The organism is Mycobacterium sp. Aquia_213, from assembly GCF_026625985.1.
GTDB lineage: Bacteria > Actinomycetota > Actinomycetes > Mycobacteriales > Mycobacteriaceae > Mycobacterium.
Window position 1 is genome coordinate 1,002,925 of the sequence record NZ_CP113116.1, and the last position, 13,036, is coordinate 1,015,960.

Genomic DNA, 13,036 nt, shown 5'->3' on the forward strand with positions numbered 1-13,036 from the left:
TCATGATCGGTATCACGCAGGTCGAAGCCGTAATGACCATCGAATTGCAGCGCCCCGAGCGCCGCAACGCGCTGAACTCGCAGCTCGTCGACGAGCTACGGGAGGCCGTGTTGAAGGCCGGTGACGGGACCACCCGCGCCATCGTGCTGACCGGCCAGGGCACGGTGTTCTGCGCCGGTGCGGACCTGAGCGGCGACGCGTTTGCCGCCGACTACCCGGACCGGCTCATCGAGCTGCACAAGGCGCTGGATGCCGCTCCGATCCCGGTGATCGGCGCGATCAACGGTCCGGCCATCGGCGCGGGCCTGCAGCTGGCCATGCAATGCGACCTGCGGGTCGTCGCACCGGACGCGTTCTTTCAATTTCCGACGTCGAAATACGGCCTCGCCCTCGATAACTGGAGCATCCGGCGACTGTCGTCGCTGGTCGGACACGGCCGGGCCCGGGCGATGCTGCTGACGGCCGAGAAATTGACCTCCGAGACGGCACTGCAGACGGGAATGGCCAACCGGATCGGGACGCTGGAAGATGCCCAGGCCTGGGGCGCCGAGATCAGCGGGCTGGCGCCGCTGGCGATTCAGCACGCCAAGCGGGTACTCAACGACGACGGTTCGATCGAGGAGGCCTGGCCCGTGCACAAGGACCTGTTCGACAAGGCCTGGGGCAGCCAGGACGTCATCGAAGCGCAAGTCGCCCGCGTCGAGAAGCGGCCGCCGAGGTTCCAGGGCGCCTGACGGTCATGGTGCCCGCAGCGCTTCGCCTAGCCGCCGGGACGGTCACGCTCGTCGCCGGCGGGTGGGTACTGCGCGCGCTGCATGGGGCACCGGCCGCGCTGGGCGCCGACCCGTCGTCGATCCGCGATGTGGCGCAGCGTTCGCCGAATTTTTCCGACGGCGTCTTCGTCAACCTCGAACCAGCCTCGAATGCCAACTTGGACCGCGAGCAGTACGCGCTGATCGCCTGGGAGCTCGTGGGGGGACGCGGCCGCAGCCGGCCGACGGCGCCGATCCCGCTGGGTGCGCCCGGCGCGTTCGATGCCGCCCCCGGCCGATTGGCCGTCAGCTGGCTGGGCCACTCCACCGCCCTGCTGGAGATCGACGGCTACCGGGTGCTCACCGATCCGGTCTGGAGCCACCGCTGCTCGCCGTCGGACGTGATCGGACCGGAGCGTCTGCATCCGCCCCCGGTGGAGCTCGAAGCGCTGCCCGCCCTCGACGCGGTGGTGATCAGCCATGACCACTACGACCACCTCGACATCGACACCGTCGTCGCGCTGGCCCGCACCCAGCGGGCGCCGTTCTTCGTCCCGCTCGGCGTGGGTGCGCACCTGCGCGCGTGGGGCATACCCGGGCATCGCATTGTCGAACTCGACTGGAATGAAAGCGGTCACGTCGACGAACTGACCCTGATTGGCCTGCCCGCACGGCATTTCTCGGGCCGCTTCCTGGACCGCAACACCACGCTGTGGGCGTCGTGGGGAATCGTCGGTCCCAGTCACCGCGCCTATTTCGGTGGCGATACCGGATACACGAAGAGCTTCGCGGAGATCGGCTCCGAGCACGGACCCTTCGACCTGACCTTGCTGCCGATCGGCGCCTATAACCCGGGGTGGCCCGACATTCACATGAATCCCGAGGAGGCGGTCCGGGCCCACCTCGATCTCACGGCCGGCGGGTCCGGGCTGTTGGTGCCGATCCACTGGGGCACTTTCCGGCTGGCACCGCACCCGTGGGCCGAGCCGGTCGAGCGGATGCTGGCGGCCGCGGAAGCCGCCGAAGTCACGGTGGCGGTTCCCGCGCCCGGTCAACGTCTCGATCCTTCGGCGCCGCTGAGATTCAACCCGTGGTGGCGGTTGTAGATTTGCGCCCGGAATCTCCTAGCGCACAACGCAGTTCGGTGTAGGCGCGAGCGAGATCGTCCAGCGTGAATCCTCTGTTGAGGCCGCTTGGGTTGGGCAGCACCCATGCCGTGGTGTCGGCGAACCCCGGGGCATACGGACCCCAGTCGATTTTCGGTACGCCGGTCATTGCGGCCAGGGCACGTTTCCCGAGGAAGCCGATCGAGCGCGGCGCGTAGCGTCGCATCTTCGCTTCGAACTCGGGTCGGGCGCGGCGGAACTCTTCCGTTGAGACTTCGCTGGCCCGCCGGGTCGGTCGACTGACGACCGCGGTGATGCCACAGCCGTAGTCGAGCAATCGGCGCTCGTCCTCCGGCCGCAATCGCGTATCGGTGAATCCGGCCAGCTGCAATACGGACCAAAAACGGTTGCTGCGATTCGAGAAGTTATGGCCGTCGATCGCAGCAGTCGTTGCCGGGTTCATGCCACAGAAGACGATATCGAGACCCGCGGCAAGGATGTCCGATTCATAATGCATCATGCCGATACTCCCATCACGCAAGCACGCTAAAGTCTGCGGGCATGACGAAACGCGCGGCCCTCGCCGCTGTCGTGATGTTGCTGGCGTTGGTCGGATGTGGCTCTGGCCATCCCATATCGAGTCCGCTCGCTACATTGTCTGACGCGCCGCCCAACGAGGTGTCGGGTCTGGACATTCCCTCCGGCCGCATCGACGCCGCCATCTCGAAGGTCGACGGCCTGGTCGAGGACCTGATGCGCAGCACCGGCGTCCCCGGCGTGTCGGTGGCCGTTGTCCGCGGCGGAAAAACCGTGTACGCCAAGGGGTTCGGCGTGAAGGATGCGACCAAGAGCAGCGGCCAAGACAACAAGGTCGACGCGGACACCGTCTTCCAGCTGGCATCGGTGTCCAAATCGGTGGGCGCGACCGTGGTGGCACACGCAGTGACCACCAATGCCGTCACCTGGGACACGCCGGTGGTAGCCAAGCTGCCGTGGTTTGCGCTGTCGGATCCCTACGTCACCGGCCACCTGACCGTCGCAGACCTGTACTCGCACCGCTCCGGGCTGCCCGATCACGCCGGCGACAAGCTGGAGGATCTCGGCTATGACCGCCGGCAAGTGCTGGAGCGGCTGAAGTACTTGCCGCTCGCCCCTTTTCGAAGTAGCTACGCCTACACCAACTTTGGCTTGACCGCGGCCGCCGAGGCAGTGGCGGCCGCCGCGGGTAAGTCCTGGGAGGACCTGTCCGACGAGGTGCTCTACCGCCCACTGGGTATGGCGTCGACGAGTTCGAAGTACGCCGATTATCTGGCCAGGCCCAACCATGCGGTGCTGCACGTCAAGGTCGGCGACAAGTGGGAGCCGCGCTTCCAGCGTGACCCCGATGCGCAGACACCCGCGGGCGGGGTGAGTTCGTCGATCAACGACATGGCCCGCTGGCTGACGATGGTGATGGCCAACGGAACCTACAACGGCCAGCGGATCACCTCGCCCGAAGCCCTGCTGCCCGCGATCACCCCGCAGGTCGTTTCGATGCCCGCGTCATCGCCAAAAGCCCGGGCCGGCAACTACGGTCACGGTTTCAACGCCTCGGTGAGCTCGTCGGGGCGCACCGAGTACAGCCACTCCGGCGGCTTCTCGTCGGGCGCGGCGACCAACTTCGTCGTGATGCCCTCGGCGGATGTCGGCATCATCGCGCTGACCAACGGCGCGCCGTACGGGATTCCGGAAGCCCTGAACGCGCAATTCATGGATCTGGTGCAGTACGGCCAAATTCGCGAGGATTGGCCGGCCCTGTACAACCACGCACTCGGTTGGATGAACAACGCCGAGGGCTCGCTGGTCGGCAAGCAGGCCCCCGCCCACGCCGCGCCGGCCCGACCGCTCACCGACTACCTCGGCGTCTACGCCAACGACTACTGGGGTCCGGCCGTCGTGACCCAAAATAACGGGCAACTCCAGCTCGCACTGGGGCCGAAGAATCAGACGTTCGGGCTCACGCACTGGGACGGCGACGCCTTCACCTTCTCGATAACCGACGAGAATGCCCCGCCCGGAACGGTTTCCAAAGCTGTGTTCGCCGGGAACACACTGAATCTCGAGTACTATGACACCGACAAACTGGGATCGTTCACCCGATGAACCTTGCTGCCACCTCAGGCTTGACCGACGCCGAGGTGGCGCAGCGGGTGGCGGACGGTAACAGCAATGCGGTTCCGGCACGTGCCGCCCGCAGCACCGCGGATATCGTTCGCGCCAACGTTTTCACCCGAATCAATGCGATCCTCGGCGTGCTGCTGGCGATCGTCCTCGCGACCGGCTCGGTCATCAACGGGCTATTCGGCCTGCTGATCATCGCCAACAGCGTCATCGGGATGGTTCAGGAGATTCGGGCCAAGCAGACGCTGGACAAGCTGGCGATCGTGGGGCAGGCAAAACCACTGGTGCGCCGGCAATCCGGGACCGCGACACTGCTGCCCAGCGAGGTGGTGATTGACGACGTTATCGAGCTCGGGCCCGGCGATCAGATTGTCGTCGACGGCGAGATCCTCGAGGAAGACAACCTCGAGGTCGACGAATCGCTGCTGACCGGGGAGGCGGACCCGATCGCCAAGGATGCGGGTGACGCGGTCATGTCGGGGAGTTTCGTCGTCGCCGGCACCGGTGCCTATCGCGCCACCAAGGTCGGCCCGGCGGCCTACGCCGCCAGGCTCGCCGACGAGGCCAGCAAGTTCACGCTGGTGAAATCCGAACTGCGTAATGGGATTAACCGGATTTTGCAGTTCATCACCTACCTGTTGGTGCCGGCCGGCCTGCTGACGATCTATACGCAGATGTTCACCACGCATGCCGGCTGGCGGCAGGCGGTGCTGCGGACGGTCGGTGCGCTGGTGCCGATGGTGCCCGAGGGATTGGTGCTGATGACCTCGATCGCGTTCGCGGTCGGCGTCATCAGGCTCGGACAGCGCCGTTGCCTGGTGCAGGAGTTGCCCGCGATCGAGGGTTTGGCCCGCGTCGACGTGGTGTGCGCCGACAAGACGGGCACCCTGACCGAAAGCGGTATGCGGGTTTCCGATGTCGCCGAACTCGCGGCCGGGCAGTCGGCGGCCGTCGCGGATGCACTGGCCGCGCTGGCCGCGGCCGATCCGCGTCCCAATGCCAGCATCCAGGCGATCGCCGAAGCCTTCGACCAGCCTCCCGGCTGGATCGTCACGGCCACAGCACCTTTCAAGTCGGCTACCAAATGGAGCGGCGTGTCCTACGCCGACCACGGCAACTGGGTGATCGGCGCGCCCGACGTGCTGCTCGACCCGGCTTCGACGGCCGCCGCACAGGCCGAACGGATCGGTGCACAGGGGTTGCGGGTACTGCTGCTCGGCGCCGCCGATGTCGCCGTGGATCACCCGAACGCGCCGGGCCAGGTCACGCCGGTCGCGCTGGTGGTGCTGGAGCAGAAGGTACGCCCGGACGCCCGCGAAACAGTGGAGTACTTTGCCGCCCAGGATGTTTCGGTGAAGGTGATCTCCGGCGACAACGCGGTATCGGTCGGCGCTGTGGCGGCCAAGCTCGGGCTGCCCGGCGAGGCGATGGATGCCCGCCAACTACCAACGGAGCCCGGCGAATTGGCCGACACGCTAGATAGCTACACCACCTTCGGTCGGGTGCGGCCCGATCAGAAACGGGCCATCGTGCACGCGCTGCAAGCGCACGGGCACACCGTGGCGATGACCGGCGACGGCGTCAACGACGTGCTCGCCCTCAAGGACGCCGACATCGGGGTGGCGATGGGCGCCGGCAGCCCGGCGTCGCGGGCGGTGGCACAGATTGTGTTGCTGGACAATAAGTTCGCGACGCTCCCCTACGTCGTCGGGGAAGGCCGGCGGGTGATCGGCAACATCGAGCGGGTCGCCAACTTGTTCCTGACGAAAACGGTGTACTCGGTACTGCTGGCGCTGTTCGTCGGTATCGAATGCCTGTTGGCCAAGCCGCTCAAGGCGGACCCGTTGCTCTACCCGTTTCAGCCGATCCACGTCACCATCGCCGCGTGGTTCACCATCGGCATTCCGTCGTTCGTCCTGTCGCTGGCCCCTAACAATGAGCGCGCCTATCCCGGCTTCGTCCGGCGTGTGCTGACGTCGGCGCTGCCGTCCGGATTGATCGTCGGCACCGCGACTTTCGTTTCCTATCTGATCGCCTACAAGGGCCGCCATGCCACCTTCACCGAACAGGACCAGGCGTCGACGGCCGCACTGATCACGCTGCTGGTGACCGCGCTCTGGGTGCTGGCGGTGGTGGCGCGTCCGTACCAATGGTGGCGGGTCGCGCTGGTCGCCGCGTGCGGGCTGGCTTATGTCGCGATCTTCAGCATCCCGCTGGCGCAGGAGAAATTTCTGCTCGATCCGTCGGATCTGACCCTGACGTCTACCGCGCTGGGGATCGGGGTGCTGGGCGCCGCCGCGATCGAGGCGACGTGGTGGATCCGGGCCCGGATGCTCGGGATCGAGCCGCGGTTGTGGCGGGCGCCCCAGACTGACTAAGCCGACGAGGGCGGTGCGGATAATCCGGATTCCGGCCAGTAGGGTTCTACCAGCAAAGAAGGATCTCCGGCGGCCCCGGGGATCCGCGGGGAAGGGACAGCGCATGGGATTCCTGGACAAGGCAAAGGACCTGTTGGCGCAGAACGCCGACAAGGTCGAGACCGCGATCGACAAGGCCGGCGAGTTCGTCGACGACAAGACCCAGGGCAAGTACTCCGACACCATCCACAAGGTGCAGGAAGAGGCCAAGAAGGCGATCGACGCCCAGGGCCCCGGCGACCAGCAGAACTGAGCGCATGGCGAAACTTTCCGGATCCATCGACGTACCCCTGTCGCCAGAGCGGGCCTGGACGCACGCCTCCGATCTGTCCCGTTTCAAGGACTGGCTGAGCATCCACCGGGTGTGGCGCAGCAAGCTGCCCGACGACCTGCAGAAGGGCACGGTCATCGAATCGATCGTCGAGGTCAAGGGCATGCTCAACCGGATCAAGTGGACGATCGTGCACTACAAGCCGCCGGAAGCCATGACGCTCAACGGAGACGGAGTCGGCGGGGTCAAGGTGAAGCTGATCGCGAAGGTCAAGCCGAAGGACGACGGATCGGTCGTCAGCTTCGACGTGCACCTTGGTGGTCCCGCGCTGTTCGGCCCGATCGGCATGATCGTGGCCGCCGCGCTGAGAAGCGACATCAACGAATCCCTGGAAAGATTCGTCACCGTGTTCACCGCTCCCGACCCCGGCCGCAACGGACATGGTGGCGCCCGCCGCTGACCGTCTGGCAGACCTGCTTCGCGCCACCGCCGGTGTCGAACTGCCGGTTCGGCTGCGTGCCTGGGATTCCAGCGAAGCCGGCCCCGCCGACGGCCCGATCCTGGTGGTTCGTTCCCGTCGCGCGTTGCGCCGATTGCTTTGGTGCCCAGGCGAACTCGGCTTGGCACGCGCCTACGTGACCGGCGATATCGACGTCGAGGGCGACCTGGCCGATGGCCTGCGGCGGGCCTGGCGGCTGACCCGTTCGCGTCCGGCCGTCTCGATCTCGCGCCGCGGTCAGATGGCGGCGGCGCTGCGCGCGGTGCGGCTCGGGGCGCTGGGACCGCCGCCGAAAATTCCGGCCAGCGAGGCGCGGCTGTCCGGGCGGCTGCACAGCCGGCGACGCGACCGGGCGGTGATCGCCCATCACTACGACCTGTCCAACGACTTCTATCGGCTGCTGCTGGATGACCACATGGCTTACTCGTCGGCGTATTTCACCGATGAAGACCAATCGCTGCACGACGCTCAGACCGCGAAGCTGGATCTGATCTGCCGCAAGCTCGGACTCGAACCGGGCATGCGGCTGCTGGACGTGGGATGTGGCTGGGGATCGCTGATCCTGTACGCGGTGCAGCGCTACGGCGTGCGCGCGACCGGTATCACGCTGTCGGCCCAGCAGCGCGAGTTCATCGAAGACCGCGCTGCCGAGCGCCGTCTGGCCGACGGCGTTGAGGTTCGGTTGCAGGATTACCGCGACTTCGGCAACGACCCGGGTTCGGCGGGTGCATTCGATGCCGTCGGCTCGATCGAGATGGGCGAACACGTCGGCGAGCAGTGGTATCCGGCTTATCTACGGATCCTTGGCCGCGCGCTGCGACCCGGCGGCAAGCTGTTGCTGCAGCAGATGTCGCGACGGGCCGACGCGGCGCCGGGCGGGGGAGCGTTCATCGAGGCCTACATCGCTGCGGACATGCACATGCGACCGCTCTGGCAGACGGTGCGCTACGTGCAGGACGGGGATTTCGAGGTCGCATCCGTCGAGGCCATGCGCGAGCACTACGCCCGCACCGCGCAATGCTGGATCGCGACGCTGGACGAGCACTTCGACGAATTCGTGGCGATGCTGGGCGAAGAAGTCGCCCGGGTGTGGCGGCTATATCTGGCCGGCGGCATGCTGGCCTTCGAGGAAGGCCGGATGGGCGTGGATCAGATCCTCGCCGTCAAACCCGCCGTGCGGCGATGAGTTTTCGGATCGGCACCAGTCGATGTGTGTGAGCCCCGCGCATGGGGCCAGGACACTGACAGGAGAACACCGTGCCCATCCGAGACGGCGCCCCGCTGGGCGCACCCTGCTGGATCGATTTGACGACATCGGACCTCGACCGCGCCCAGGACTTCTACGGCACGGTCTTCGGCTGGACGTTCGAGTCCGCCGGACCCGACTACGGCGGCTACATCAACGTCGCCAAGGGTGGCCACCGCGTCGCCGGCATGATGGCCAACCAGCCGGAGTTCGGATCGCCGGACAATTGGACGACGTACTTCCACACCGCCGATATCAACGCGACGGCCGCCGCGGCGACCGCCGCAGGTGGCGCGGTGTGCGTGGAACCGATGGAGATACCAGCCAAGGGGTACATGGGCCTGGCCACCGACCCGTCCGGAGGATTAGTTGGCTTCTGGCAGCCGCTGGAGCACCGCGGTTTTGAGGTGATCGGCGAGGCCGGCTCAGCAGTCTGGCATCAACTGACCAGCCGCGATTACCGTGCGGCCCTGGACTTCTATCGCGAGGTTTTCGGCTGGCGCACCGAGCAGGTCGGTGACAGCGACGAATTCCGTTACACCACAGTATGGTTCGGCGATCAGCAATTACTCGGCGTAATGGACGGCGCCACCTTTCTGCCCGAGGGCGTGCCATCGCAGTGGTCCATCTTCTTCGGCGCCGAAGATGTCGACAAAACGCTGCAGGTGATCGCCGAGAACGGCGGAGCCGTGCTGCGGGGAGCCGAGGACACGCCATACGGCCGGCTGGCCGCGGCCACCGACCCCACCGGAGTCGTCTTCAACTTGTCCTCCCTGCAGGAGTGACGCAGCGGGTCGCATCGGCGCACGCTGCGCGTGGCGAGCGGGCGGCGGGTCCGGCGCCCTATTAAGGTCGCACCCATGACCCGCCGCCTGCGTCCCGGTTGGCTGGTGGCCTTGTTTGCCCTGGTCGTTTCGGCCAGCGCCTGGTTGCCGTGGCTGACGACGTCGGTCGGTGGCGGCGGTTGGGCCAGCGCGATCGGGGGTAAACACGGCAGCCTGCAGCTTCCGTCGGGATTCGGCGCGGGCCAGCTGATCGTGTTGCTGTCCTCGGCGTTGCTGGTGGCCGGGGCGATGGTGGCTCGCGGCCTGTCGGTGCGGATTGCTTCGATTGCGGCGCTGGTGATTTCGCTGCTCATCGTGGCGCTCGTGGCGTGGTACTACAAACTCAACGTCAACCCGCCGGTGTCCGCGGAATACGGACTCTATGTCGGTGGGGTCGCCGCGGTCGCCGCGGTCGCGTGCTCGGTTGTGTCGCTGATCGCCGCCCTCGTCACCGGTCGCGCCGGCCGCTGAGACTCAGCTCGTCGGGAACTCGTGTTTGCCCGACATGGAGCTATGGCCGGGCTCGTTGACTCCGAACACAAAGGGCGCGAACACGACCTCGCGACCGTCTGGATCGCGATAGGTGACCGCGCCCGTTGCTGCCCAGTACGGGTGCTGCTGCACCTCTTCGGCCCCTGCCTGCTGCAGGCGCGTGATCGCGGCCCGCTGAGACTGCTCGTCCGGAAAGTACAGGCACAGCTGCTCGTGATGGTCGACCGTGACATCGCCGTCGGGGGCCTCCACGATCTCCATCGTCAGGTTCCAGCTGGGCAGACCGAAGATCGCGCCGTTGCTGCCGTAGCTGGCCTCGAACGTCTCGAACAGCGGCAGCCCCACCAGGTCACGGTAAAACCGCACGGTCGCTTCGAAGTTCGACGACCGGCGAGCAAAGCGGATGGCGCCGATCGGGGCCAGCTGCATGGGCCAGTGCGTGGTCCGGCGGGGCTTTTCGGAGTTCATTGCCACCCTATGATGACGTGTCGGCGAGTCGCGGGGTTCACAGGCCCACGGCGGCGGCGGCCGACTCGGCGGTGTCCCAGCGCCGCAATTGCGCACCGGGCGCCCAGGTCGAATGCGTGCCGCTCGAAATACGTTCCGGCAGTTGCAGTTTGCACACCGGCCCGTCGGCGACCCGGGCAGCATCGAACACCAGGCAATACGAGGCGTCGGTGTTCATGTCGGTGGTGAGAGTGACCAGGTAACCGTCGTCTTCACCAGCGGCACCCACGCGCGGCGCCATCGCCGTCTCGCTGCCGTAGACGCCGTCGCCGAACGAGAAACCCTCCTGGCCCCCGGTATGCAGGTCATGTTTGACCAGTCCGTCGAACAGGAACCAGCCCGGCTTCCCGGTCGCGGCGTAGGCGTAGCGGTAGGTGCCGCCCGCGTAGTCGGGGTTGATCGTTCCGAACTCGGTGATCGAGTCCGACAATTGCTCCTCTTTCACCGCACCCGTGACCAGGTTGAAGCGCCACCGGTGCAGCCGGGCCTGCAGGCGGTCCAGCGCGAGGAAGCGAAACAGCTTCTCCCACTTGGTTCCTCCGGTGTCCAGCGGTTGAGGATCGCCCTCGAAGAAGCCGTCCAGCACGATCTCGTCGCCGTCCTCGTAGGCGTTGGTGAAGTGCAGCACAAACGTGGGGTCCGCTTCGAACCACTTGATATCAGCGGTCGATCCGCGGCGCGGGATCACCGCGAAGCGCGACGGAATGTCGGGGTAGAAGCGCGGCAGGTGCACGTCGTGTTCGAGCAGTCGCGGATTCCAGAACAACGGGAAATCGTTGAGGATGGCGTAGTTTTCGGTGAACGCCATGTCGTGCGGGAGACGCGGGCCGGGCAGCGGGATGTCGACGTAGTGGGCCAGCTCGTTGTCGTCGTCGACGACGCCGTAGCGCATGTACGGATCCTGCTTGCTGTAGTTGAAGAACAGCAGTTCTCCGGTCTTGTTGTCGACCTTTGGATGCGCGGACACACCCCAATCCAGGGGGAAGCGCCCGTTCCAGCTCTCCTTGCCGAGGGTGTTGGCCGAATACGGGTCGATCCGGTACAGATCGCCGCACTGGTAGAAGCTGGTCAGTGCGATGCCGCGGTGCACGATGACGTCGGTGCTCGACGCGTCCTTCATCTTCGTCCGCGCCCCCCAGCCCTCGTCGCGCTGGGCCAACTGCACCGGTTCGGCCAGGCCCGGCCACAGCGGCTCGCCGGCGTCGTTCTCTGCCAAAAAGCCGTCGGTGCGAATAAACCGATTGCGGTAGAACGCCTTTCCATCGCGGAAGCCGACCACGTGCACCATGCCGTCGCCGTCGAACGGGTGATAGGTCTTCAACGCCGGATGCAGCGGGTTCTCGGTGTTGCGCAGATAGACGCCGTCGAGGTCGCCGGGGATTTCGCCCTCCACCGCGACCAGGTCGTTGGCGTCCCACTCGGTGGTCTGCGGTCGCCACGGGCCGATCCGGTAGGGGTGGTCGTCGTCTTCGGGCAGGGTCGACAGGAACTTGCCGACGATCTCAACATCCATGTCATGCGCCCTTGGTCGTGCCCACGACGAAACTGACCGTGGTGGCGGTACTGCCGCCGAAGTTCAGCGTCCCGAAGGTCTTTGCACCCTCGACCTGATAGTCACCGGCCCCGCCGCTGACCTGTTTGGCCGCGTCGAGCAGCATCCGTACGCCGGAGGCACCGACCGGGTGTCCACCGCCGATCAGCCCGCCGCTGGGGTTGATCGGGAGCCGGCCACCGATCTCGATCTCCCCGTTTTCGATGGCCTTCCACGATTCGCCCGGACCGGTCAGCCCGATGTGGTCGATGGCCAGGTATTCGCTGGGCGTGAAGCAGTCGTGCACCTCGAACCCGTCGATGTCGTCGAGGGCCACCTGTGCCCGGCGCAGGGCGTCGAGCACCGCGGACCGCACGTGGGGGAGCACGTAGGGGTCCCCGTTGTTTTGAGAGGCGGCCCGGTCCAGTTTCTGCTGCAGACCCAGCCCGACGGTGCGATGGCCCCAGCCGTCGATGCGGCCGATCGGGCGCGCATCGGGATGGTCGCGCAGGTAAGCGTCGTTCACCAGGACCAAACCCGCACCGCCGTCGGTCATTTGGCTGCAGTCGTACCGTCGCAGCCGGCCTTCGGTGATCGGGTTGGTCTTGTCGTCAGCCGTGATCGGGTCGGGGACGGTCCAGCCCCGGGTTTGGGCGTTGGGGTTGCGCCGCGCGTTGGTGAAGTTGAGGTGCGCGATGGCCCGCAGATGGGTGTCGTCCAAGCCGTAGCGCCGGTCGTACTCGTCGGCCACCTGCGCGAACATCGATGGCCAGAGATACTTCGCGTCGGCGCCCTCGTGTCCGGTCCACGCGGCGGCGCCCAGATACACGGCGGCGATGTCACCGGGCACGGGTTTCTCCAACTCGATCCCGATCACCAGGGCGGTGTCGTAGGCACCGGAGCGCAGATCGGCGATCGCCGACAGCGTCGCGACACTACCGGATGCGCAGGCGGCCTCGTGCCGGGACGCCGGGGTATCCCAGAGCCCGTCACACACCGTCGCCGGCATGGCGCCGAGGTGGCCCTGGCTGGCGAACATCTCGCCGAAGGCATTCGCGACGTGGACCACTCCGATGTCCGCGGTGTCCACCTTGGCGGCGGCGAGGGTGCCGTCGACTACCTCGCCGGTCAACGCCGCGAAGTCGCGGTTCTCCTTAGTGAGATTGCGAGCGAAATCGCTCTGGTAACCGCCGAGAATCCACACGTTTGTCGAGCCGTCCATACCAGCGCA

General features: G+C 66.4%; 13 protein-coding genes. 9 read left to right on the forward strand and 4 right to left on the reverse strand.

Annotated features, from left to right (window positions below; all coding sequences use genetic code 11):
* Nucleotides 1–2 precede the first annotated feature (2 nt).
* Both LMQ14_RS04920 and LMQ14_RS04925 read left to right on the forward strand, forming a co-directional pair.
* Nucleotides 3–734, forward strand: coding sequence for an enoyl-CoA hydratase (locus LMQ14_RS04920; protein WP_267733698.1), 732 nt, complete (start codon nt 3–5; stop codon nt 732–734).
* 5 nt (nt 735–739) lie between these two features.
* Nucleotides 740–1,858, forward strand: coding sequence for an MBL fold metallo-hydrolase (locus tag LMQ14_RS04925; RefSeq protein WP_267733699.1), 1,119 nt, complete (start codon nt 740–742; stop codon nt 1,856–1,858).
* Here LMQ14_RS04925 and mug read toward each other — a convergent pair.
* On the reverse strand, nt 1,836–2,375 hold the full coding sequence (mug, locus tag LMQ14_RS04930) for a G/U mismatch-specific DNA glycosylase (RefSeq protein ID WP_267733700.1): 540 nt from the start codon (nt 2,373–2,375) through the stop codon (nt 1,836–1,838). The two genes, LMQ14_RS04925 and mug, sit on opposite strands and share 23 nt — an antisense overlap.
* Nucleotides 2,376–2,419: 44 nt before the next feature.
* On the opposite strand from mug, the gene LMQ14_RS04935 reads away from it, so the two are divergent.
* From LMQ14_RS04935 to LMQ14_RS04965, 7 genes are all read left to right on the forward strand, one after another.
* Nucleotides 2,420–4,000 (forward strand): serine hydrolase, encoded by a 1,581-nt coding sequence (locus LMQ14_RS04935; protein WP_267733701.1) that lies wholly within the window; start codon nt 2,420–2,422, stop codon nt 3,998–4,000.
* Nucleotides 3,997–6,396 (forward strand): cation-translocating P-type ATPase, encoded by a 2,400-nt coding sequence (locus LMQ14_RS04940; protein WP_267733702.1) that lies wholly within the window; start codon nt 3,997–3,999, stop codon nt 6,394–6,396. Before LMQ14_RS04935 ends, LMQ14_RS04940 begins: the two co-directional genes overlap by 4 nt.
* Nucleotides 6,397–6,499: 103 nt before the next feature.
* Nucleotides 6,500–6,688: an antitoxin gene (locus LMQ14_RS04945; protein ID WP_085221917.1), complete on the forward strand. Its 189-nt coding sequence runs from the start codon at nt 6,500–6,502 to the stop codon at nt 6,686–6,688.
* A gap of 4 nt (nt 6,689–6,692) precedes the next feature.
* Entirely contained in the window at nt 6,693–7,166 is a 474-nt protein-coding gene (locus tag LMQ14_RS04950; RefSeq protein ID WP_267733703.1) for an SRPBCC family protein, read from the forward strand.
* Nucleotides 7,147–8,391, forward strand: a complete 1,245-nt coding sequence (locus tag LMQ14_RS04955; RefSeq protein WP_420714611.1) for a class I SAM-dependent methyltransferase — start codon at nt 7,147–7,149, stop codon at nt 8,389–8,391. The genes LMQ14_RS04950 and LMQ14_RS04955 overlap by 20 nt, the downstream gene beginning before the upstream one ends.
* Nucleotides 8,392–8,462: 71 nt before the next feature.
* The gene (locus LMQ14_RS04960; RefSeq protein ID WP_267733705.1) at nt 8,463–9,236 is read left to right on the forward strand and encodes a VOC family protein; all 774 of its coding nucleotides are present in this window, start codon (nt 8,463–8,465) and stop codon (nt 9,234–9,236) included.
* 75 nt (nt 9,237–9,311) lie between these two features.
* Nucleotides 9,312–9,746: a hypothetical protein gene (locus tag LMQ14_RS04965; RefSeq protein WP_267733706.1), complete on the forward strand. Its 435-nt coding sequence runs from the start codon at nt 9,312–9,314 to the stop codon at nt 9,744–9,746.
* Between the two features lie 3 nt (nt 9,747–9,749).
* On the opposite strand, the gene LMQ14_RS04970 is transcribed toward LMQ14_RS04965, so the two are convergent.
* The 3 genes from LMQ14_RS04970 to LMQ14_RS04980 are packed head-to-tail and all read right to left on the reverse strand — an operon-like array spanning nt 9,750 to nt 13,027.
* Nucleotides 9,750–10,235 (reverse strand): VOC family protein, encoded by a 486-nt coding sequence (locus LMQ14_RS04970; protein ID WP_267733707.1) that lies wholly within the window; start codon nt 10,233–10,235, stop codon nt 9,750–9,752.
* 37 nt (nt 10,236–10,272) lie between these two features.
* Nucleotides 10,273–11,787: a carotenoid oxygenase family protein gene (locus tag LMQ14_RS04975; RefSeq protein WP_267733708.1), complete on the reverse strand. Its 1,515-nt coding sequence runs from the start codon at nt 11,785–11,787 to the stop codon at nt 10,273–10,275.
* A 1-nt stretch (nt 11,788) separates the two neighbouring features.
* The gene (locus LMQ14_RS04980; RefSeq protein ID WP_267733709.1) at nt 11,789–13,027 is read right to left on the reverse strand and encodes an acetyl-CoA acetyltransferase; all 1,239 of its coding nucleotides are present in this window, start codon (nt 13,025–13,027) and stop codon (nt 11,789–11,791) included.
* Nucleotides 13,028–13,036: the final 9 nt, after the last annotated feature.